Source organism: Sunxiuqinia sp. sy24 (genome assembly GCF_052677165.1).
The window spans coordinates 289,808-312,150 of record NZ_JBQYLH010000003.1 but is presented as its reverse complement, the minus strand read 5'-3'; the positions used below and the strand labels follow the sequence as shown (position 1 = coordinate 312,150).

The window sequence follows — 22,343 nt, the reverse complement described above, 5'->3', positions numbered from 1 at the left end:
TCTGTCCTTTCGCACGCGCACTACCGCCCATACATTTGCTTAAAAACAAACCGTATGGCTCCAATAAATCCGCAACAAGCAGCGAAAATTCGTCGCAACCTGGTACTGAAAGAGTACGAGGCTAAAGAAACCCCCGATGGTAAGCAAACCACTTTCTCCATCAAATTTGTAAAGTTAGATGGTGAGCTGGTTTTTATGCCTCGTGCTGTAGCTGCCGGGCTTCCTTTTAACATGAAGAACAACCGCATGCGCGGGGTGCTTCCGGTTGATGAACGTGGCGACAGCGCCGGACATATCACCCCGGTACATATTGATGGTTTAGTGGAATGGAACGGTTTTAAAGTGGCAATGTAATGGCTGATATTCTTTTTAATAAACAAGGAACACCGCTACTGGCTACGGGACGTAGCTACATGGCGGCAACAACCGGCACACCCGATCAGCGACCAAAAAGCGTGTCGGCACCCAAGCTGGCCGAGAGCGAGCTGGATAAAACAAAGGTTGGTGAAATTGAGATTGCTGACTGGGGAGCTGGAAACAACTTCCCGACATTTGCAGATGACATCATCGGTAAGGTTGGGGTATTGAATACCGGCCTTAAATTCACCCGTAATTTCACCATCGGGCAGGGTATTTTCCCCTGTCAGGTGGAAGAGTATGACAAGGATGGCAATGAGGTGCTTAAACAGATTGGTGATAAAACCTTATCGGTATTTGCCAACTCGCGCATGGTGAGGAAGTACATGAGTAAGGCTTTGCGTGACTTCCTGAAATTTGGTCCCGGCTTTGTCCAGCTGATTATGAATCAGGAGGGAGACAAAATTGTTGGGATAAACCCAATCAATGCCAAGTACTGCCGATTGTCGGTTGCCAACTCAGCCGGAGTCATTGAAAAATGCGTGGTGTCGGGTAAATGGCCCGATACGCCAGGAGCGGGAGAGTATAAGATTTACGATGTGTTGGATGAGTATGATCCGTATGCCGATTTGCAACGCCGCCGATGGGCGAAAAAGACAGCTGCCAAATCGTTCATCCTGGTTATTCGCGATAGCTGGAGCAACAATGAATACTACAGCTCGCCACTTTGGTATTCGGCCTACCTGGCCGGATGGGTCGATATTGCCTTGAATGTGCCGGCATTCCTGAAAAAAGCTTATGCCAACCAAATCACCTGGAAATGGCATATCCAAATACCCTATGCATTTTGGGATAAGAAATTTCCGAAGAATGATTTTAAAAACACCGCCGAACGGCAAAAAGCAATTGAAGATTATATGGATACCATTGAAGAGAATTTGTGCGGTGTGGAAAATGCCGACAAACCGATCTTTACCTTCTTCGAAATAAACCCGCAAAACGGGAAGGCCGAAGAGCAATGGATCATTAAGCCGCTTGAAAACAAGTTGAGCGACAACGAGAACCTGGTCACCAGTGCGGCTGCCAATTCCGAAATCATGTTTGCCATCATGGTTAACCCCAACGTAATGGGCGCCGGTATGCCTGGTGGTACCTACGCCGGCAACCAAGGCGGAAGTAATATCCGCGAAGCCTTTCTGGTCAACATTGCCAACTCGTGGCTCGATCGTCAGGATCTGCTCGACCCCGTTGAAATTCTGCACCGCTACAATGGTGGCGATGAAAATGTGGAATGGCGTTTCCGGAACACCATTCTGACCACCTTAGATTCCGGAGCTGGAACCTCAAAAACCCTATCGTAATGCTATTTAAAGACATTCAGGAAGTGAAAACGTATTTGGCCGTTGGTGTTGGTAACGACTTCAACCGCTTGAAGGCGCACATTCAAAATGCTGAAAACGCATACATGCGTCCGCTGTTACACAGTAATATGTACGATGAGCTGCAGGAGTTTTACGATGAAGGTTTGCCGTTGCCCGAAACGCCTTCGGATGCTCAGCTGGCCATGAACGAGCTGCTGGCTAAAGTGCAGAACTCGGTCATTCACCTGGCTTATTGGATGGGGTTTCAAGCGCTAAACAGCACGATCAGCGATCAGGGGTTTCGTCGGCAGGAAAGCGATGCCAGCAAAAGCCTGTACAAATACCAGGAAGATGAATTGAAGGATTACTTTAAAACATCAGGCTTCAATGCGATGGACGATATTCTGGAATACCTGGAAAACAACATCGCCCATTTTGCCGAATTCAAAGCAACTGAAAACTGGACGATCCGGAAAGAAGCCTTTATTCCGGACACCAAGGCTTTTGAGAAAGTACCTTATTCATTAAACAACAGCCGGCTGACCTTTTTGCGGCTGGTAACCCACATGCAAACAGTGGAAGATTTACAGCTGAAACCGCTGCTGGGCTCCGCTGTTTTCGATGAACTAAAAGCGGAAATGATAAAAGATAGTCCAAGTGCTAAAGTACGGGCTATTTTGCCACACATTCGGAAGCCCATTGTTTGGTTTGCTACCGCATACCTGATGGAGGAAAGCGGGGCTGACCTGACTGAAAAGGGTTTGTATTTCGATAGTTTTTCTGTTCAGGAAAAATCGAACCTGAACCGTGGTCCGGCATCGGAACAACGTATAGCCAGCATGATTGCCCGTAACCGGATGATTGGAGAGCGTTATATGGGTTTGCTGAAAAACTACCTGCTTAATCATGTTGAAGAATGGCCCGGATTTGAAGCGCAGGATGGCTTTATACTTAACCGTGACAATACCGATAAAAAAACCTTTTGGGCGTGAAACAAATTGACCTCGAATATTATCCCTACCGGTGGCTGTTAATCAAGCGAAAAGTAACTGGCCATTTCCCCCAGAATTGGGGCGATGTGCAACCCAAGCATTTAATTGCGTTGGCTTGCCTGTATAAAGGAACCATTTCGGAGCTTCGATTTCTGGAAGCCATGAGTAGCATAAATCAGAAGGTGCTGAAAAAGCTGGATGAATACCAACGTTATAAATTGAGTGAGCTGCTTGAGTTTGTTCAAAACTTAAGGCCGCGACACGAACTGATTTTGCGGAAAATTGCGGTGAAAGACCGAACCACCAACGAACAAATTGTATTTCATGCACCAAAAGCGAAACTAAAAGGCTTCAGCTTTGGGCAGTTTATTTTTACCGACACGTATTTCTCCATCTTCCAGCAAAGTCAGGATCCGGAAGATTTAGCACGGTTTGTGGCATCGCTTTACTGGCCCCGAACGAAAAGTTTTAATGATGATGCTATCCAGGGGCATGCTGACATCCTGAAACAAGCAAAACCGGAAACACTGGAGGCCATTGCGATTAACTGGCAGTTGATTCATGAATGGTTAAGCCTTTCGTACCCGCTGATTTTTCAGAAAGCAGAAGAGGAAGAAACAACCGAAGATGAAAAGGAAGCAACGAAACCGACCGGTCCTGATCAGAACCGATGGATAAAGGTATTCAATAACCTGGTTGGTGATGATATTCTCTCGCGTGATCAATGGGCTGAAACTCCGGTTAATACCATTTTTGAATTTATGACCCGCAAGTATAAGGAAAATGCGAAACGAAAATAATAGCCCTATATGCAGATTGCCGTTTACAAACCTAAGACCTGGATTTTGGAACTTTAAACTTAAACACCATGGCTGCAAAATTTTTGGATCTCATAAGCTATTTTGAAAACCTTGCCCGACGGCATGTTGCCATCAGGCATACCGATAAGGAGAAACACTTTTTCAGGCTGGAGCTTGACGAAGTGCTGGGAGGCATGAACCGATCAGATGTTAGTTTTCCGATGCTGATTTTGGAAGGGTACAGCTTCGACTATACCGATAATAAGAGCGACAACCTGCTGAAAAACCGTCGGGGGGCGTTTATGCTGATCGATCATCTTAGCGATACTTCAGACTACAACCGCATGCACCAAATTTGGGAAGAAATGGAGCAGATAGGGGATGACATTTTAGCGAAGATCAAAGCAGACAAACGTAACCCACAGACTCCGGCTGTGCGGAATTTTGATTTTGCCAGCGTCGATGCCAACCTGTTGATGACCGAATTCGGAAACAACGTGGGCATCCGCTTTACCTATACCTTGTCTGCTGCTCAGCCAACCGATGTTGACGAAAGTAAATGGCTAACTGTAAGTAGCGAATAATGGGTGTCTGGAAAAAAATTATAGAACTAGGTTATAGCCGGAATAGCAGTCCGGGCAATTCCAAGCCGGAGATCTTTGTTTCTTCATCGGCAACCGGAAACAGCGAAACAGAATTGCTGGTTATGGTTGAAACCAACGAAGTGATTAATAAATGGGTGCCTAAAGTGCGCCGGGCTCTACGCAGCAGTGCCCGATGGTTTTCCGATGGCAAAGAAGGTTTTGTGATGCGCGGCAACCGCCCGGAGAAAAAGCTGGCCAAAAGTATCGGAAGCTATACCAAAAAAGACCAGGGAGCCATTAACCTGGTTGCCTTTAGCATGGAGCGGCACGGCGTGTTTGTGCATAAAGGAGTGGGGCGGGGCTACAATGCCAAAGGAAATGGCTTTGTAGTAAGAACAGCCAAAGGGCCGGTAACCCGACCACGGGTGGCTGTTGAGTGGTTTAACCCCATTCTGGATAAAAATGTGCCTGCGCTGGCCGACAATATTGCCCGGGTAAATACCGATGCCGCCGTAAATGCCACCCGCATGAAAATAAATTAATGCCGGAAGCCTGATCGCCTTGCCTTAGTTGGTTGATGGTGTATGGCGAAACCGCAGCCTGTTAAAGCCAGGCCTTTAATGAAGCAGCCGCGTTCGTTACCGTGGCTGTTTTCCGTTTCTGCTTGTTTTTCTTAAATTAGCGTACTGTTAAACCCAAAAAGGAAAAAACCAATGAAGAAATCTATGATCCTTAGCAATCTGACATGGGGTTACTATGCTCGGCCAGATAGCGAAGAATCCAATCAGCTTAGAGCCGAATTGATTCAGTACGATAAAGACCATAAGTTTGAGGACTCGACTCAATTGGCAGGAAGCATTATTAATGATTATCCCGAATTCAAGATCTTACATCAGGCCTTTGTTAGAAGAAAACTTGATCGTATCGATAAGTCTATATCGACAATAAAGTCCATCTTGCTCATCTATTTTGCTTGTTCTGTGCTGGTCGCTTTATACCTTATTATGAATTCAATATCTATCTGATTTGAAATAAGCAATACCGAAGCCGGAAAATACTTGTTTCACTTTGAAGCCTGACTAAAACGTCGGGCTTTTTCTGTTTTCATAATTTTATTATCTACCTTTGAAGTGCCAAACCATTTCATTATTACTATTAAAGATTGCTGATTGGGAAAATATTTCCCGGCAGCACCTTCAGCTTATATCTTAGTGGTATCATATGAAGTGGTTTGGCGACCCGCTGCCGGGTTTTCCATTTTTAAGCCAGACCACGATGAGCAAAAAGACCACACCAAGGGTAATCGGCTTTGGGGCCAACTTTCAAGCAAACGATCAGACTGAATCGACTCCGCAAACACCGGATGAGTCGCCAGAAACTTTTTCATTTGAAGAACAATTGGTTGGCATCGTATTAAAACAGTACGATCCGGCAGGCACCGTTGCAGAAGCTACCGAGCAGAAATCGAGTACCGAATTGATTGATGAAATGGAATCGGTGATCGAACCCGAAAAGAACAAGCTCTATGTTGCCATGACCGATGCCGGCTTTCAACTGCACTATACCGGCGAATCGTTTGTTTGGCTACTCAAAGAAAAATCATAGTTATCCTGGCATTAATTCAGGAACTGTTAGCTATAGATCCCGGATCAAGTCCGGGATGACTTCCTCGAAAGGCGTTGGGTTTCCAGCGCCTTTTTTGCTGTCCTTTCATCCGCTGCCATCCTGCCTGATATTTGAGTGAAAATCAGGGTTTAGCCCAAGCTTAACCCGCAACTCAAATAAAATGGCTAATTCATACACACGCCGGATTAACCTTTACATCAACGGCAAAGAAGTCAAAAACAATATTGGCTCCATTCAGGCCGAAATGCGCAAGCTCATTAATGAGCAAAAGCGCATGACCATTGGCAGTAAGGAGTACCATGCCCACGCTGCTAAAATCAGGAGTTTGCGCGGTATCATGAAACAACACCAGCAAGATATTAATGGGATTCAGAAAAGCTGGAGTCTCAAGAAACTGTCCGATGGCTTTAATCGCTATTTCGGGCTTATAACAGCAGGTATTGCTTCGTTAACCGGTATTGCACTTGGTTTTCGAAAAGCGGCCGATGCCGCCAGCTTATTTGAAGAACGCCTCGATAACCTGTCGGCTCTGACCGGGCTCAGTGGTAAAGAACTGGAATGGCTGGGTAATCAAGCCAAGGAGACATCGATAAAGACGACCGAGAGTGGCATTAAAATAAAACAGTCGGCAGCCGATATTCTCGATGCTTATACCAAGGTTGGCTCACAGCGGCCTGAACTGCTGAAGAACAAAGAAGCGCTGGCTGCCGTTACCGAAGATGCGATCATCCTTTCCGAAGCCGCCAAAATGGATTTGGAACCGGCGGTAAAAGGATTAACAACCACCTTGAACCAACACCGGTTAGCAGCCAGTGAGTCGGGCAGGGTAATCAATGCCATGGCTGCCGGATCGAAAGAAGGTGCTGCCGATATTCCTTACCTCACTGAAGCTATGGAAAAATCAGGAACCACCATGGCCATGATGAATGTGAAACTGGAAGACCACATTGGATTAATCGAAGCCATTGCTCCCAATTATGCCGAAGCCCGAATGGCCGGTAACAGCCTGGATAAGGTTTTTCTGAAGATGAAAGCCAACAATATTGGTTATGTTGATGGTGTATTTAATGTAAATGCGGCTTTGGATGAGCTGGAACGGCGTTACAATAGCGGAGAGAGTGCCGCCGATCTGTTTGGTGTGGAGCATGCCAAAATGGGTGAATTGCTGGTGCAGAATCGTAGCGAGTTTATGCGCTATTCTGATGCTGTAACCGGAACCGAAGTGGCCATTGAGCAAGCAATAAAAAACACCAACAATGCTGCTGCCACAAAGGCACAGGCCATGAACCGTCTGAACCTGCAGTTGATTGAATTTGGGGAAAAGCTCAATCCGGCTTTAATTAAAAGTACCAACCTGGTCACCTACTTTATCAAAGCCCTGATGGCTGCTCCTAAATGGATTAAAGACAACCAGGTGTTGTTGATTATGCTTGGGGGTGCCGTGCTGGCCTACAATACAGCCATGCTGAGAGCCATTGCCACCCAAACAACCAAAATAGCTCTCGACATACGCGAAAAAGCGGTGAGCTTTGGTATTGCTGCTATCGCTACGGCCAGGGTGCTGGCCATGCAGGCCTATATCGCTGTTACTGGAAAAGCAACGGTCGCCCAGCGGCGGTTTATCGATTCACAAATCGCTTTCGGTGGAGCAATGGCTGTCAATCCAATTACGGCAATCGTTATAGGGCTTACTGCTTTGATTGCAGCCATGAAAGCCTACGATAAATACAATGCCGGAGCTGTGGCACGCGAAAAGGAAAAACGGGAAGCAACAAAGAAACTGGCAGAAACCAACGACAAATTAAAAAAGACCTACAACGATTTGGAAGGGCAGATGAGTACCCTGTCCCGGTATTCGGTGGCTGAGAAAAAAGACTTGCGCGACAAAATTGATTTAACGATCCGGCAAGCTGAAGCCGAACTTATTCTTCAGGAAGCCAAAAAACGGCAAATTGTCGAATCGAACACACAATCAAATTTATGGCAAACATTCATAAACGGTGTGTTGTCTGCCGGAAATGCTTCGATGTTTGCTGGCCGACAAATGACTGATGCAGCAATAAATGGTAGTAAGGCCGGCGAGGTGATGGATGATGGCCTGTTGAAGTTGATGGAGCGTATTGCTAGTTTCAAACGGCAGGGGTTTGACCTGGATGAAATTTTTGTGGCTGAAAGCAATGCCGACAAAATCCTGAATGAAACGATCTCAGGCATGGAGGAAAAGCTAAACCTTTACAATCTGGCGTTGAAGAATGTTAAAGTAGGTAGTGAAGATTTCTTGCGGATACAAAAGAAAATAGCCGCCACCGAAGCGGAACTCAACAAAGCAAAATCGAAAACACAGGTCGATGCCGCCGATGCCCTTGAGTTGGCCCACAAGCAGCAGATCCTTTCCATTACCCAATTTTATGCCGACAAGGAAAATCTGGACAAGGAATCGAAAGCCCGCTTGCTGGCTGCTGATTTGGCATACTACCAGGCGCAACTTGCTCTGGAGGAAAGTGAAGAGAAACGGCTCAGCCTGCAAACAAAAATCCTGCAGAAGCAGCGCGAATACACTGAAGCGTTGAAACAAGCTGTTCCGGAAATAATCAAAACAAATGAAGCGACAGATAATCTGAATGTCAAGTTATTTGAAGAAGCTAAGCTTTTAGGTCTTATCTCATTGAAGCAAGCCGAAGCAAAGGCTGAGATGGATGAACTTACTGCGAAGTTAGTTGCACAGGCACAAAATTATCAGAACGTAATAAACACAGTCTCCGATAATATTTTCCAATTAGCTCAGGGAGGTGAGGATGCCTTTAAAACATTCGCCAAAAACATGCTGATCATGGCCCTGGAACAGTTGAAGCTTCAAGCTCAGATGGCAGCCGTTGGGGTAACTATTCAATCGCTGGCAATGCCCGACTCTGTGGTTACTCTAGGTGGAGCCGGATTAGCACGTGCCGCCATTATCATTGGATTAATCGAAGCTGCGTTTGCCGGGCTTGAAGGTCTGGTGAGTGGTGCATTTTCCTCGAAGTCGTCTGGCTACGAATCCGGTGGCTTTACGCAAGGTGAAGGCATGTACCGGGCAGGCGAAAAAGGGAAAAGAGAGTGGATTAGTCCTAATTGGATGTTAAACAACCCAATGACCGGTCCGGTTATTCAGTGGTTGGAAACGTTCAGAAACAGACCCAACACGGTCAGCCAGCAAGCCATTGCCGCAACAAACTCAGCCACCACAACTCAGCCATACTCATCGGCATTTCGAGGTGGGGCGGGATCTTCCATCAGCCCACCACAGGCTTACTCGGGTTCATCTGTCTCTTCCGACGCCATCAATCGTTTTGACCGTGCGATCGAGCGACTTGAGAAGATTGAGCTGGTTCTATCGGTGAAGGATGTGGCTGATAAGTTGTCTAAGCGCGAGCTTCGTGATCGTCAGAGCAAGCTTTAGTTGTCCTTTGAAACTCCTTGTGGACTGATGAACTTCGGACTAATAAAATTTTAGACAAATGGCATTATCTCTTAGTATTCCCGGTGGTCCTGTTCAGTTGAGCGGGAACCGGGTTCAGGCAGAAGTTGAGACTACGGCGACGACCGGTGAATTATACAATTTGCTGATTAAGACGACTTCGTTGGATGCTTCATTTCCGGAGGGTATTGACGCGATTGAGCCCAATGCAGAGCTGAAGGCCTTGTTTGATCTTCGTAACCGGGTGACTTTACCGATTGTGTATTCGTTTACCTGGCCGTTGACTGGTGCTGTTTCGATAGCCCAGCCTCAAATGGCGAAGAAAGTGGCCTTGGATGTTGGTGAACGTTTTGTCCAGGTTGTCAGCAACAAGAACGAGGACACGGTGAACTGGGCTGAGCTTACTGCGGACAACGAGATTCTGATTCTCCGGGGAGGTTTATCGAAGCACCAGCAAGCGAAGTACAACGAGCAGAACACCAATTTCTATGATGAATTTATAGCTGCTGGTCAGTTCTTAACGGAATTGCCCAATAATATGCGGATTAGTCCGGGGCAGCCGGTGAAGTTGTGGTTTATCACGAAGGAGGTCACTAACCAGGCGCTTACGCTAAAGGTTGATTACAGCTTGTTGAGTGGCAGTGAAGGAACGCTCAGTCATGCGGTGACGATTGATCCGGATAAGATGTATGAGCTATGTGTTGATCCTGGTTCGCTTGGGCTTGATGCGTCGGAAGTGGCCAGCTATTCGGTGTATTTCGAGAAGCTAGGGGTGACCATTAGTGCGACGAAGAGCTATACGATTGATCATGGGAATTATGAACACAACACTTTTTTGCTTTATGCCAACCGGATTGGTGGGATTGACTGCGTGTGGCTTCATGGTCATGTTAAGCGAAGTTTTCCGACGGAAAGTGAACGTAGCCAGCGCGACGCCCGGATTACCGACACCCAGCAGCGACCTACGCTGGAAGTGGATTGGAAGGTAGGAAAGCGTAGCTGGGAGATTAACTCCGGGTATAAGATGGCCGATGAAATGACAGCCTTAACGGGGCTGTTTGAGAGCCGCAACGTATGGTTGCTGGATGGGAATGATATTATTCCGGTGATGATGGAAGATGGGGATAATGCTTACCTGGACAGTTTGAGTGACGCGAATGAAATGGAGTTAAAATTTACTGAGGCACATTGATATGGCGCAATTAACATCATCATACCTGAAGCGCAAGTTCAGAGGCAATCATCCGATGCAAGAGGTGATTGATTTTATTGTGCAGAACAAGATTTCGATACTCATGCCTAACGGATTGGTTGATGGCGGAAAGGTGGTGTGGCTTAACGGGCTTACTTTTTCGGTTAGCCAGGCTTACTATTACCTGATCAATCGGTTGTGTGAGACAAAATCGACCATTGTTGTTTTGGATGCAGCTGATCCATTACTTCCGCGTATCGACTTGCTTGCTGTAACTTCGGATTGGGAAGTTGTGGTTCTTAAAGGGATTCCGGCGGAGAACCCACAGAAGCCCACGCCGGATCCGACCAGTCAGATTGAGTTAACCCAAGTTTTAATTCCGGCAGGAGGCACAGAGCCGGAGCCTCCGGGGGAAGAGCTCATTGACGATGTTGTTTACGATGAAGGCACGGAATGGACTGCGAACGAAGGAACGATGAATGTGGATTTCTACTCGACCACAAATGCCTTTAGCGGATTAAAATCAGCTAAGGTGGATATGCCGATGAACGATGATTACATGACCTTTACGGCACCGGCTGCCAGGAATGTGGCAGACTACAAGCTGTTGTCGGGGTTTGTGTATTTGAGAAAAGAAGCATCGACGCTTTATGCGCTTGAATTCGAATTTTTGTTGAATGGCATTGAAGTATCGGATAAAAAAATCATTAACCTGGGGCGGATGCTTCCGGATTACTGGACAAACGTTTCCTTGGAAATGAGTGCTTTTACCTTTACCAACATCACGTTTGACGCGGTACGTGTTCGTTGGCGTAAAAAAGGGAAAGATTTACCGTTCACGGGCTTTTTCCTGGATAATCTGAAGCTACAAGGGCATGTGGTTCCTCAGCCTGTTCCGGTGGTTGATGGACGGGAAGTAGAGCTGGAAAAGACCGGCACACACCTGGTATGGCGCTATGTGGGCGAAACGAACTGGGTTAACCTGGTTGCGTTGGCTGACTTAGTGGGGCCCGATGGGAAGTCGGCCTATGAGCTTGCTGTGTTGGGCGGATTTCCGGGGACTGAAGCGGAGTGGCTACTCAGCCTGAGAGGAAGCGATGGGGTGACGCCAACCATTGGCGCGAACGGTAATTGGTACCTTGTAGAAACAGACACCGGCATAAAGGCTGAAGGGACGGATGGCAGAACGCCAATGTTCCGTGAAAATGCCGGATGGATGGAGTGGAAGTACACGGACGAGGTAGACTGGACGCAGCTTTTCCAAGTGCCGGATAGTGGCGGCGGGATACCAGAGGCCCCAGCTGACGGAAAAACATACGGGCGCAAAAATAAAACATGGGTAGAAATTACAGATAGTGGAACAGGAGGCAATGAAGCGCCTGAATTGCACCTTGATTTCGAGGAAGCTGGTGATGAATTCGTTTTCAATGTGCCGTATGCGATGAAATTCACCCTGCAAGAGAGTGAAGGGACAGACGCAGCCCTGTCTATTGCTTTGAATAGCGAATTAGCGCGATATACCAAGCTTACGATTACTGCTACGTCAGGGGGCTTGGTGAGTTTGTACGGAGAATATCTATAAACTAAATATTTTAAAATGGGATCACATTACTTTAAAGTAGGAAGTCTGAAGATCGATCAGGATTTGATGGACAAGATTTGTCCGGCGGCTGGATACACCCCTGAATTGCTTTGCCCGGCCAATGGTTATATTAAAGACCCCGATGTTTTCATTCCGGATGAAGAAGTCGCCGATGCTATTTCTAATCCGCCAATTCCAGGAACGATTAAGCTTGCCGTACTTAGCGATGGCGACAGGCACTTATACTTTCGCGTTTTGACTAGCTCCGGGGATTATAGAGTTTCAATTTACGACTCAACCGGAACTTTTATTGGCTCAAAAGATTTTAGTAGTGGGTATTATTATTCTGACTTCATACCTACAACAGACAGCCGTTTTACCTATGTTATATCTGCGGTTAGTGGAAATATTGAATTTTTCAGAGCTTACACTAAATCCAGCATGGACGCGGAAGGGGCGAGTATTATTGCATGTTTAATCAATGTGCCTACACTGACTACCTGTGATCAGATGTTCTACAATATGGGAAAGCTTCGTTATTGCGAATTCTTGTGCGATTGTGATTCAGTCACTACTTTTTACAGAGCATTTTACGGAGCCGAGCGTTTAGAAAAGCTAGTTATGCCATCGTCCGCGGCGAATGTTACAAATATTTCCAATCTGTGTTATAACACTTTTTCTCTACGTGAGGCATCCTTGCCTGTGCACATGCCACTACTCAATAATGCTTCATACTGTTTTTATAAATCAAATGTTGGAGGTACCATAAGATTTCCAGGCTCTCTAGCTGAGCTGAACAATCTTAGTTCAGCCTTTTATAGCGCGGTTAATGTTAAAAACATCATTCTGCCTACTTCAGCTCCGAAACTTGCCTCTTTAGCTTCATTTTGTCGCGATTGCAATAACCTTCAATCTGTAGAATTACCTGCGGACGCCGTTTTGATCAATAGTTTGAGCTACTCGTTTTCTAATTGCTATAAACTGCGCGGAGAATTTGTGTTTCCTGAATTGGTCGCATGTACCAATATTGCTTATTGTTTTAATGAATGTTACGAGGTTACTCGAATTGAATTTACGGGGGCAATGGATAATTGCACCGATATTCGAAGGTTGGCCTTTGCCTGTCGCAAGGTTACTCACATCTATTTGCCAACCAGCCTGGAGAAGCTGATAAGCACATCATCTACAGCCAGCGCATTTGATAATTGCCGTGAGCTCGTATATTTGAAGTTGCCGGTAAGCTGGAATGTTGGAAGCCCATTTAATGGAGGGACCTATATTATTTTTAATGCTCTGAAGAATTGCACCAAGCTGGCTGAAATAACCACGGTGGAGCATACCAATAATTCGATAATGGGAACGATAAATTATACTTCGCTTCTTTCCCTTGTTCGGTTTGATCAACCGCAATTTCGAAGTGCTAGTGGATATGTAACGCTGACACCTGCCGGAGCTGGCGACGACAACGACATTCGAGGCAAGTTAGCGTATTTTGACATTGACTGGTCATACGTTGACAACAAAATTGACTTGCAATACAACAGCCTGCCGTCCGCTGAAATACTCCGCATTGCATCGGTACTCCCCAATTTTGGCAACAATCAGAATCATAAATTATTAGCTATCTGCAAAAATCCAGGTGCAGAAGATCTGAACGTTAAGTTTCACTCTGCTAGTGGTAGTCTAGGGGGGAACTATCTTACTGTACCCGCTGATTTTGGCAATATAACAGGTTACAGCGCTCAGCGTATCGGGATTACTTATGGAGTTGATGCAACGTTTGACGCAGTTACAAACACCGTTGTTTTAGTGGCAAACCATGGGTTTTCGGCTGGAAAAAAAATAGCCATAACTTATGCCACTGCCGACATAGGAGTGTCATATGGTGTAGATTACTATGTCATTAACCCAACCGACAACACCTTTCAGCTATCGGAAACGCCAGGAGGGTCTGCTGTTTCTTTCTCAGCAAGCGCAGTAGGGTCTATAGCTATGGAATTAACTGTGGTTTCAATGGTTGGCACTACTGCCTATTTTGATTGTAACCTTCAAAGTGGATCGCATTCAACGTGGCTGTTTTCGCCTTCCATAGATTTTTTCGAAGCAAACAAAAAGGGCTGGATGATTCAATAGCTGATTTAAAAATTAATTCAGAAGGTTTATTTAGGTTCAATTCAATTATAAAACACAGGGTATGCTTACGTTAGAAGTAAAAGACAAGCAGCTTTCGACCTCGGAAGATTTTTCGGTGACGATTGAGGATCGGAACCCGGCGACTGATTTTGAAGAGATTCCGGGGAGTAAGGGGGTAGGGATTCAGCTACCGATTAATGCGGCGAACCGGACGATTTTAAGGAATCCGGACCGGTATGAGAAGATGGGAACGACTGACGACCGGCGATTTACGGGGGCAGCCTTGCGCCATCATGGACAGGTTATTCAAAAAGGGACGCTGGTTATTGACGATACCAAGAATGGTTACAGCGGATGGTTGCGTGATGTGGTGGGTAATTTGGCTGAGCGGGTAACCGGAAAGCTGATTAACCAAAGTACGCTGGGGGGTGAGCGGACGTTTGCGAACAAGACAAACTATAACCCACTGACGGATGATTATGCGTGTCCGAAGTTGTTTAACCGGCACTTTTGGCGCGACCGGGGAAAGCGTTCGGACCGCCAGGTAACAACGACTGATTTGGAGGGGAATGAGAGCCAGGACAAGGAAGATGATAATGAGTTGAGCTGGCAATTTTTAGAGAATGAGCAATTCCTGGTCAACTATCCGACCGCTACGGGCGTGAAAGCCGATGGGGTGAATACGGCTCCGGTAGTATCGCCAATGTTATTTCTCTGGAAGCTGGTGGAGTTGATTTTATCCGACAATAAGATTTTTGTGAAGGAGAATTTCCTAAAGGAAAATGTGTCTCTTCAGAAATTGATTTTGTACAACAACTTTAATATTCTGAAACAGGTATTGGTAACAGAGCCCAAGATCTTCTACTACATGCGTTACGAGGAATACATGCGCTTGACTGCGGAGGAAAAGACGGTTACGAAGGTGACCTATATTGCCGACAAATTTCAGCTGGCCGATTTGATTCCGAAGCTCAGCCTGGGGGAGCTGATATTGTCCACTCAAAACTTGCTGAATGTTGTGTTTTCGTTTAATGATTTGGACGAATGCCGGATTGTTGACCGGCAACGTTTATTGACTGGTCCGGCTTATGATGTTGACGAGTATATGTTTGGCGAATGGGAGTTGCATGAGCGTAAGAGTGTGACGGTGAAGCTGGAAATGGAGCATGAAGAGAACGATTATGCTTTTTCCGATAACTGGCAGGATTTATCGGATATGCGGCATAACATTAAGGAGTCGGTACAGCAACGGGCAGACTTGGATTTGCTAAGTCCGGAGATGGATGAAATCAGGAAGGTGACCAGCGAAAACAATTATTACCAGTGGCACTGGCATGTGTTGACCACCGGAGATTCGCTGGAGTCGCAGGCTCAGGAGGATATTTTGGGTTGGGAAATGATTACGATTGGTTTCCAGCCTTACTTTTACAATGACGAGGATAAGGAGGTGGAAGAGATTAAGACTAAGTTTTCGACCTTACGGCAGAGTAGAAATGGGTATCCGCTGACTATGCAGAAGGGGAATGCGGAAATGTTCAGGACGCAACATGAGTCGTTTACGCCTCGTCTGCTTTTTTACGGCGGTGACGAAGCGGCCAGCTACCGGACGAATAACCTGGCACTGGATTGGGATGGGGACGACGGGTTGGCCAACCAGCGCTGGAATTTCTGGCTTCCATTTTGGGCAAACCGCCTGCCAGCTACCGGCTACTTTAAGTTTCCGGCATCGGTATTTTACTACATCAAGAACAATAAAGCATTGCTGCCGCTTAAAACCAGGCACGGATCCTTCATTATTGATGAAATTGATGCGGTTGCCAACCGGGAGGATATGATTGAGTGTAAGCTGAGCGTGTTTAAGCGCGAGAGTGTGATGGAGTACGAAGAAGGTGTAGTTCCGGGAGAGCCAGAACCACCGACACCGCCCGTCTTTGAACCGTTGTGGGTAGGGGTGACCGATACGGGCAGGCCTTACCTGGTGAATGTAGCTGGAGAGGTGAAGATTCCGCCAAGCTGGGGTACCTTATCACCGGCGGCCTATGCTTCGCGGAACTGCATTGACTGGGATCCGGTGAGCCGACAGCTGTATGTTGGAGGTTGGAACGGTATGTTATACGTTACGGACTTGTCGGATGTCGACAATATGAGCATGAAGGGGATCCGGACGTATAGTGGTGGCCATATTTCATCGGTGCGCTATGTGAACGGAAAGATTTTGATTGGGCGTGATGATAGCCGGGAGGTTCACCAGCAGCCTCACCATGCGAGCCTTGCTGACTACCGGGATTTTGAAGCGACCAGTGCCGGCAACTTACAGTGGCCCCGCACCTTGGGGTTCACGTATTATGGGGGCTACTATTATGCGTGTACCTACGAAGGAGAGATTTGGCGAAGCAACAACCTGTCGAGCTGGAGTGAGATTACCGACCGGCGGGCTCACTGGTGGACGATGCTGGCGACAACCAACAGGCTGCTTGTGTTTGGTAAGGAAGATGGGGATTCGTACCGGCGTCAGTTTTGGGCACCCAAGAGCAACCCGACAAACTGGGATGAATTTTCGGTGGGCGGATTGACAAAGGGGTACTATGTAGAGGATGCTGTTCCGATGGGGACCGATCAGGCTATTATGATCACGAATAAGGAATACCTGGGATCGGCCAAACTGTTGAGCAGCAACAACGCCACTACGGAGTTTACTCCACCACTGGCCAAGCATTGCGGGGGAGCCTGTGCAACCGGAGCTATGCCATTTATAGCGATCAAGGAAGGGTCGGGAGCGACCAAGATTGCAGGATGGTCGCAGTTGCAAAATAAATGGGTCTATCACAATGTTCCTCAGTTTTATACGAAGCTGTTTATGTACTAGGGGATCCATTGCTTCGTTTTTGTCCTTTCAGAGATGCGCCGCAGGGTGCATCTTTGAAATAAAAATGCTATGATTGAATTAATCTCTGAGAGTTTCCGCGACTTGGCTCATAATATCTGGAGCTTCGTAGCCGGAATAGTGTCGGCCATTTTCGGTTACTTCCTTCCGATTCAGGATATTGTCCATCAGCTCATTCTCTTTTTTGTACTGGATGTTGTATTTGGCTACCTGGCCGCAAAAAAACTGCGTGGAGAGCGTTTTTCGGCCCGGATTATTTGGAATACGACCATTCCGCGCATGCTCATTGCCCTAGTCTTGATATTAGGATCTTACGTCTGGGATGAAGTGTACCAGCAAGAGTTTGTTTCCACCTACAAGATTATTGGCTGGTTCATTTCAGGAGTTCTGTTTTTTTCAATTATACAGAATGCTTACAAGGTTACCAACTGGGAAATGCTACCGTTGATTGGCAGGTTTATTTCTCAAAAGTTGGATGATAAGACAGGAATCAACATTCAAAAGGAGGCGGACGATGATCACGAGTAAGCATTTCGAAGAGAAGGAATTCACCCGCTTGACGCCGTCATGCTCGTTGCAGGACATGAACCAAGGCACCATGAACCGGCTTGATAGGACACGCGATATAGCTAATATTCCGCTTGTTTTAACTTGTGCTTACCGCCCGAGCTCCTGGGATAAGGCCAAAGGGCGAAGCGGTACCGGAGCGCACACGCTTGAAAAATGTCATGCGGTTGATATTAAATGCAACTCTGAAAGGAACCGGTTTAAAATTATGAGCGCGTTGCTGGAAGCCGGTTTCACGCGAATTGGCATTGCTAAAACATACATCCACGCGGATGATTCTCCCAATCATACTCAATCTGTAATCTGGTTGTACTCATGAAAACGTTAATTTATCTTTTGCTATTAGCAGCTCTGTCGAGTTGCATGACTGCTGGACGGATCCAGCGCAACTGTGACAAATTTGTGCAGGTGTGCGGGACAGAGACAAAGACTGAAATCAGGTTCCGGGATACATTGGTTTATCTGGATCCAATTCCGGTGCGACTACCTGTGAGCGATATTCATGTTTCGCTGTCGCTCCGGGTAATTGACGGGAAGGTTAATCTTCCTATGCAGAGTACCATTCACGGTTTGATAACCACCGATGTTTCGATTGTTGACAATGAGCTGGTGGTGCATGCTTACCTGAATGATTCGACAATCCTGGCGAAGCCAAAGCCGGTGTTGATAAAAGATGGTATCCGGGAAGAAGAAAAAAGCACCGTAGTCCCGGTAAAACACATCCCAGGATTTTACAAATTCACTTTTTGGTTATTCGTTGCCCAGGCACTTGCTGCTCTGTTCTTTCTTATAAGTTCGTTGCGTCGCATCGGCATTAAAAGCATACTTCAACCTGTCCTTTCCCTTTTCTCTAAAAAAGGGGATGTTTGAAGTGTTTCTTAGGTTTAGTTTTATTGGTTTAGATTAGTTATCCCCCGCCACGAGTTGGCGGGGGTTTTCAAAAATGGCTCTAGTCCCAATTCACAATCATACGAGCACTTAATTCACAACAAATCCCGGTACAGAGGTGCCGGGATTTTTTAGTTTCTATAAATTGACTAAATTGTAAGGAAAAACTATTATGATTTACTTCTTTGGGGATGACTCCCAGTTCAATATAAATGGATCAAGCACTAGCAATGTCTTTATGTTTGGCGGTTTTATTATTGAAGATAAAGATATAGCTCGGCTTCAATCAAAAATTGAGGCGGTGAAGAAACACTATGTGGATCCTCGAATACCTATCAAGTGGAATGTTCGTGCCCTAAAAAAAAGTTTAAAAGACGCTGGCTATGAAAAACAATATGACAAATTGCTCGAAAATTCACATTTAATAAGAAGAAGAATAATAGATTTTACATCTGATATCGACTATAAAATCATAGTCTCGTTGGTTCAGGATACTAGTGAATTTCAGGAATTGGAAAAGAAAAGAATTGAGGAATTGGAAAGATTTGCCTTTTCTTATTGCTTAGGACAACTTGCGCGACATGTAAAAGGTAAGATTGGTCGAAAACAGGTTGTTTTGGATTGGCCAGGGGGGAATGAAAATAAACCATTCACTAGTGAATATGCATACGCTTATACAAGAGGAACATCTATTTCGGAATTGTACAAATATCCATACGGGCCTCTAAGTGAGCAGTGTTTTATGGATTCTCCTTTTTTTGCAAACTCGTTACATTCGACGCTCCTTCAATTCGCAGATATATTAGTGGGGATGACCAAAGACGTTGTTTTATCCAAGATAAAACCAAATAAACAGGCAGACTTCGCGAATAAACTCTATGACTTAGTAAAAGGAAAGTTCGTAATCAATGAAGAGACAGGAGAGCAGGGCCCCTACATCCCCCAAAAATCGCATTCTCTAAGAAATGCAGTTTATCCAATTCTTGAAGGTCCTGATGACTTAATCCTTGATATTTAGTTTCAGTTGTAGGTTGTAACTACAATTCTGGGAACTTGTCACGGATCTCAGTACTCACTCTTCCAATTTTGTGGCGCATGTAAATTTCAGTTGTTTGTATCGAAGTATGTCCGTTCTGATCTTGCAATGCTTTCATCGAAATACCGGCATCAGCAGCACGGCCGTTTCCGGTATGTTTCCAGGAGTAATATTTATAGCCATCCGGCATCCTCAATTTCTTTCGGATATTTCGGAACCTTGTTCGCATGTTGTTTTTTCCCAGTTCCTGCGGTCCCGGCTTTCCATTCTTGCCAAACACATAGTAGTCGCGGGGATAATCTTGCAACTGATAAACCTCTCTCAGTTCCTTCAAAAAAACCAAAGGAATAGTGGGGAAGCGCTCCAGGTTTGTTTTTGCCCTGAGTTGCTCCACATCGATCACACCACGTGTGAAGTCAATTTCACCGATCCGGAGCAATCGCAACTCTTTGCCCGGCCTCAGGAAACAGTAGTACTCAAATGAAATGGCCAGCCACAGCTGAGGATCTTCTTTCTTGATTGCATTTTTCAGATCCTGAATGTCAAACTCAGCGATAGGGCGGGGGGATTGGTCGTTTATTCGCTTGCAATTGGGGATGTCATATACAGGATTAGTAATTATGCTTCCGGATTTACGCGCAAACTCAAACATATCCTGAAGTAACTGCCGGTATTTTTTTATTGAGTTGCCCGCCAGCTGACGGTCGTTAATCAGGTAATCGAAAAACTGAAGCACGATGAGATTGTCAACTACCGTAATGTCGTAATTGCCCATGCTATTTTTATCCAACCACAAACTAAAAATTCGAAGTTTACTGGTGTAGGTGCTGATGGTTTCAGGCTCCAGTTCTGATTCTGTCTTTTTCTGCGCGATAAACTTACTGGAGTAATAGCTAACCGTCTTGTTAGCCATTTTCATTTTGCCGTAGATTCGCGAGATGTTCTTGTATTGCAGTTGATCTTCGTAAATGGCAGATTCATCATCCATAAATGGATTCCAGCCATTTTTCAACTTGGCGGCATATTCATTTTTTAATTGAATAGCTGCTTCTGTTCTTCCCTCAAAGTCTTTGATTTTGTGCAATCCCTGATACGCCTTGAAACGCTTCATTTTCCCGTTTCGAGGATCCCGGTAAGAGTAGTAAACGAACCACTTCTTTGAAAGATCGCCGCCGCAATTATTCACTTCCGGCAGGATCGCTATTTTATTTCTTCTCATTTCGTTTGACTTTGACGATTAACCAAAATCAAACTGTCTACCATTTGTCTACCACTTTCAGTTTTTGTCTACTTTCGCCACAAAAGTAGCTGATAATGAGTGGGTTTGTGTTTCTGGTCGGGATGACTGGATTCGAACCAGCGACCCCCACGTCCCGAACGTGGTACGCTACCAGACTGCGCTACATCCCGTTTTTAGAAGCGGAACAAATGTACAATTTTCGAATAAATGATGGACTTATTTTTTGAATTTTATTCGTTTGTGGAATAAAATTCCCCTAGGCTGATAAATTGCAGGTAGTTGACCCCTTTACTCTTACCATTCGAGTTGGGTGGCAGTAACTATTTTTCCAGAAAATCTTTTAGATAGCTGAATTTTGGCGTCAGTTTGCCATCTTTCAAAATGGTGGCTCGCTCAATTATTTCGTCCTCATCTGTGCCAAATAAAGACGGAAAAACTTCGTAGTATAAATCACGGGCAAAGGTTCTGGAGGCATCTATGGGCAAGGCCGCCGGCAGATTGTCAACCGCAACAACCGTAACATGAGAGGAAGAGCTGAACGGTGCGACTTCTGCACCTGTTGCCGGATCAACATCATAAAACGGTGATCCAATCTCGGTCGTTCGCAGTGTTGTTGGAATAGGCCCGGGAACATCGCAGCTGATATCCGAAATCAAGGAAATCGAAAAGTCCGGTGCCTTCAGGTCTTCAGCACTAAAGAAATGGGGCGATTCATGATTCCAGAAGTGACAGGCGACAAAGGCATCGGCTACTTTGGTGTAGGGGAGGAAGGCTGACTCAAAAGCCGCGGGATGGTCATAGAAATGTTTATCCTCCGGCGCTCCTTCCTTGCGCTTTATATAGTCCACTGGATCGAGCCGCGTATAAACCGGGTGGTCATAGCTTCGCTCTAAAAAATCTTTAGGAAGAACTTCGGGGATCCTTAGATGATTAATGATATCCAACGCGCCAGAAGCAACGCGTCCGCCGCCGGTTACCACTATTTTTAAAGACGGAATCGTCAAGGCCTTTAATTGGTGGTGTAAGTCTTGCAAATCCGTACACGTTTCAGGTCCCGGAAGCTGGTACTTGCAAAAGCGCCGGCCAATACCTACAAAAGCATAGTAGGCGCCAACAACGCCAGCCCAAAAACCAAAGGCAACCAGCCTGCTCCGGTGTTTATCCACGAAATATTCATAATCGATCAGTGTGATTTTCTTTTGCGCCATCAACTTCAGGAAGTCCTGATTATAGGCCTGCTCTTTGGCCACATGACTAAACATGATATAGGTTTTGCCATCTAATAAGGCTTCATTTGCCACTTCCTTAACACCAATTAATACATCGCAATGCGAAACATCCTCGACCACCGGGAGACCTAGTCGCTTATATTCTTCATCTTTATGAACCCGCAGCTCACTGCTTTGTACAAAAAGTTCGACTTCCGGATAGTTTTGTAGTATTCGTGCGGCTGTTTCTGGAGTTATCGCCACTCTGCGGTCTTTCCATCGGCGTGTTTCTCTTAAAATACCAATCTTCATGTTTATCTTGCTTTTCATGAATTTTAAAGATAAGAATTATCTCCTTAATCATACGCGGTCAGGCATAATTGCTCGTTTTCGTCCGCATTCGTTTGAAAACGCTTTTTAAGACAGAGAAACCTTT

The 22,343-nt window shown here is 45.8% G+C and carries 18 protein-coding genes and 1 tRNA gene; 16 read left to right on the top strand and 3 right to left on the bottom strand.

What is annotated here, in order from left to right:
* Window positions 1-54: 54 nt before the first annotated feature.
* The 16 genes from ACUNWA_RS04870 (at window position 55) to ACUNWA_RS04795 (ending at window position 19,441) form a co-directional block, all read left to right on the top strand.
* Entirely contained in the window at window positions 55-354 is a 300-nt protein-coding gene (locus ACUNWA_RS04870) for a hypothetical protein (protein ID WP_445590760.1), read from the top strand.
* Entirely contained in the window at window positions 354-1,718 is a 1,365-nt protein-coding gene (locus ACUNWA_RS04865) for a hypothetical protein (RefSeq protein ID WP_445590759.1), read from the top strand. Before ACUNWA_RS04870 ends, ACUNWA_RS04865 begins: the two co-directional genes overlap by 1 nt.
* Complete coding sequence (locus tag ACUNWA_RS04860) at window positions 1,718-2,710, top strand: DUF6712 family protein (protein WP_445590758.1); 993 nt, start codon at window positions 1,718-1,720, stop codon at window positions 2,708-2,710. The genes ACUNWA_RS04865 and ACUNWA_RS04860 overlap by 1 nt, the downstream gene beginning before the upstream one ends.
* The gene (locus ACUNWA_RS04855; RefSeq protein ID WP_445590757.1) at window positions 2,707-3,510 is read left to right on the top strand and encodes a hypothetical protein; all 804 of its coding nucleotides are present in this window, start codon (window positions 2,707-2,709) and stop codon (window positions 3,508-3,510) included. Before ACUNWA_RS04860 ends, ACUNWA_RS04855 begins: the two co-directional genes overlap by 4 nt.
* 68 nt (window positions 3,511-3,578) lie before the next feature.
* On the top strand, window positions 3,579-4,094 hold the full coding sequence (locus tag ACUNWA_RS04850; protein WP_445590756.1) for a hypothetical protein: 516 nt from the start codon (window positions 3,579-3,581) through the stop codon (window positions 4,092-4,094).
* A complete protein-coding gene (locus tag ACUNWA_RS04845) occupies window positions 4,094-4,636 on the top strand; it encodes a hypothetical protein (protein WP_445590755.1) in 543 nt (180 codons plus the stop codon). Before ACUNWA_RS04850 ends, ACUNWA_RS04845 begins: the two co-directional genes overlap by 1 nt.
* 733 nt (window positions 4,637-5,369) lie before the next feature.
* Complete coding sequence (locus ACUNWA_RS04840) at window positions 5,370-5,699, top strand: hypothetical protein (RefSeq protein ID WP_445590754.1); 330 nt, start codon at window positions 5,370-5,372, stop codon at window positions 5,697-5,699.
* Window positions 5,700-5,880: 181 nt separating this feature from the next.
* Entirely contained in the window at window positions 5,881-9,159 is a 3,279-nt protein-coding gene (locus tag ACUNWA_RS04835) for a phage tail tape measure protein (RefSeq protein WP_445590753.1), read from the top strand.
* Between the two features lie 58 nt (window positions 9,160-9,217).
* The gene (locus ACUNWA_RS04830) at window positions 9,218-10,369 is read left to right on the top strand and encodes a hypothetical protein (RefSeq protein ID WP_445590752.1); all 1,152 of its coding nucleotides are present in this window, start codon (window positions 9,218-9,220) and stop codon (window positions 10,367-10,369) included.
* Between the two features lies 1 nt (window position 10,370).
* Window positions 10,371-11,951 (top strand): hypothetical protein, encoded by a 1,581-nt coding sequence (locus ACUNWA_RS04825; protein ID WP_445590751.1) that lies wholly within the window; start codon window positions 10,371-10,373, stop codon window positions 11,949-11,951.
* A gap of 15 nt (window positions 11,952-11,966) precedes the next feature.
* On the top strand, window positions 11,967-14,084 hold the full coding sequence (locus tag ACUNWA_RS04820; protein ID WP_445590750.1) for a leucine-rich repeat protein: 2,118 nt from the start codon (window positions 11,967-11,969) through the stop codon (window positions 14,082-14,084).
* 61 nt (window positions 14,085-14,145) lie between these two features.
* Window positions 14,146-16,950 carry a hypothetical protein gene (locus tag ACUNWA_RS04815; protein WP_445590749.1) on the top strand — a complete coding sequence of 935 codons (2,805 nt, stop codon included), beginning with the start codon at window positions 14,146-14,148 and terminating at the stop codon, window positions 16,948-16,950.
* 69 nt (window positions 16,951-17,019) lie between these two features.
* The gene (locus tag ACUNWA_RS04810) at window positions 17,020-17,496 is read left to right on the top strand and encodes a phage holin family protein (RefSeq protein WP_445590748.1); all 477 of its coding nucleotides are present in this window, start codon (window positions 17,020-17,022) and stop codon (window positions 17,494-17,496) included.
* A complete protein-coding gene (locus tag ACUNWA_RS04805) occupies window positions 17,483-17,854 on the top strand; it encodes a D-Ala-D-Ala carboxypeptidase family metallohydrolase (RefSeq protein ID WP_445590747.1) in 372 nt (123 codons plus the stop codon). The genes ACUNWA_RS04810 and ACUNWA_RS04805 overlap by 14 nt, the downstream gene beginning before the upstream one ends.
* Window positions 17,851-18,405 (top strand): hypothetical protein, encoded by a 555-nt coding sequence (locus ACUNWA_RS04800; protein ID WP_445590746.1) that lies wholly within the window; start codon window positions 17,851-17,853, stop codon window positions 18,403-18,405. The genes ACUNWA_RS04805 and ACUNWA_RS04800 overlap by 4 nt, the downstream gene beginning before the upstream one ends.
* Window positions 18,406-18,595: 190 nt before the next feature.
* On the top strand, window positions 18,596-19,441 hold the full coding sequence (locus tag ACUNWA_RS04795; protein WP_445590745.1) for a DUF3800 domain-containing protein: 846 nt from the start codon (window positions 18,596-18,598) through the stop codon (window positions 19,439-19,441).
* Window positions 19,442-19,460: 19 nt separating this feature from the next.
* On the opposite strand, the gene ACUNWA_RS04790 is transcribed toward ACUNWA_RS04795, so the two are convergent.
* The 3 genes from ACUNWA_RS04790 to ACUNWA_RS04780 all read right to left on the bottom strand — a co-directional run bounded on the left by ACUNWA_RS04790 (window position 19,461) and on the right by ACUNWA_RS04780 (window position 22,237).
* The gene (locus ACUNWA_RS04790) at window positions 19,461-20,678 is read right to left on the bottom strand and encodes a tyrosine-type recombinase/integrase (protein WP_445590744.1); all 1,218 of its coding nucleotides are present in this window, start codon (window positions 20,676-20,678) and stop codon (window positions 19,461-19,463) included.
* A 114-nt stretch (window positions 20,679-20,792) separates the two neighbouring features.
* Window positions 20,793-20,869 (bottom strand) — tRNA-Pro (locus ACUNWA_RS04785).
* Between the two features lie 150 nt (window positions 20,870-21,019).
* Window positions 21,020-22,237 (bottom strand): NAD(P)-dependent oxidoreductase, encoded by a 1,218-nt coding sequence (locus tag ACUNWA_RS04780; protein ID WP_445590743.1) that lies wholly within the window; start codon window positions 22,235-22,237, stop codon window positions 21,020-21,022.
* Window positions 22,238-22,343: the final 106 nt, after the last annotated feature.

Excerpts from the sequence above, each read along its gene's own strand:
- ACUNWA_RS04870 (WP_445590760.1), top strand. The coding sequence starts at position 55 with ATGGCTCCAATAAATCCGCAACAAGCAGCGAAAATTCGTCGCAACCTG.
- ACUNWA_RS04865 (WP_445590759.1), top strand. The coding sequence starts at position 354 with ATGGCTGATATTCTTTTTAATAAACAAGGAACACCGCTACTGGCTACG.
- ACUNWA_RS04860 (WP_445590758.1), top strand. The coding sequence starts at position 1,718 with ATGCTATTTAAAGACATTCAGGAAGTGAAAACGTATTTGGCCGTTGGT.
- ACUNWA_RS04850 (WP_445590756.1), top strand. The coding sequence starts at position 3,579 with ATGGCTGCAAAATTTTTGGATCTCATAAGCTATTTTGAAAACCTTGCC.
- ACUNWA_RS04845 (WP_445590755.1), top strand. The coding sequence starts at position 4,094 with ATGGGTGTCTGGAAAAAAATTATAGAACTAGGTTATAGCCGGAATAGC.
- ACUNWA_RS04840 (WP_445590754.1), top strand. The coding sequence starts at position 5,370 with ATGAGCAAAAAGACCACACCAAGGGTAATCGGCTTTGGGGCCAACTTT.
- ACUNWA_RS04835 (WP_445590753.1), top strand. The coding sequence starts at position 5,881 with ATGGCTAATTCATACACACGCCGGATTAACCTTTACATCAACGGCAAA.
- ACUNWA_RS04830 (WP_445590752.1), top strand. The coding sequence starts at position 9,218 with ATGGCATTATCTCTTAGTATTCCCGGTGGTCCTGTTCAGTTGAGCGGG.
- ACUNWA_RS04825 (WP_445590751.1), top strand. The coding sequence starts at position 10,371 with ATGGCGCAATTAACATCATCATACCTGAAGCGCAAGTTCAGAGGCAAT.
- ACUNWA_RS04820 (WP_445590750.1), top strand. The coding sequence starts at position 11,967 with ATGGGATCACATTACTTTAAAGTAGGAAGTCTGAAGATCGATCAGGAT.
- ACUNWA_RS04815 (WP_445590749.1), top strand. The coding sequence starts at position 14,146 with ATGCTTACGTTAGAAGTAAAAGACAAGCAGCTTTCGACCTCGGAAGAT.
- ACUNWA_RS04810 (WP_445590748.1), top strand. The coding sequence starts at position 17,020 with ATGATTGAATTAATCTCTGAGAGTTTCCGCGACTTGGCTCATAATATC.
- ACUNWA_RS04805 (WP_445590747.1), top strand. The coding sequence starts at position 17,483 with ATGATCACGAGTAAGCATTTCGAAGAGAAGGAATTCACCCGCTTGACG.
- ACUNWA_RS04800 (WP_445590746.1), top strand. The coding sequence starts at position 17,851 with ATGAAAACGTTAATTTATCTTTTGCTATTAGCAGCTCTGTCGAGTTGC.
- ACUNWA_RS04795 (WP_445590745.1), top strand. The coding sequence starts at position 18,596 with ATGATTTACTTCTTTGGGGATGACTCCCAGTTCAATATAAATGGATCA.
- ACUNWA_RS04790 (WP_445590744.1), bottom strand. The coding sequence starts at position 20,678 with ATGAGAAGAAATAAAATAGCGATCCTGCCGGAAGTGAATAATTGCGGC.
- ACUNWA_RS04780 (WP_445590743.1), bottom strand. The coding sequence starts at position 22,237 with ATGAAAAGCAAGATAAACATGAAGATTGGTATTTTAAGAGAAACACGC.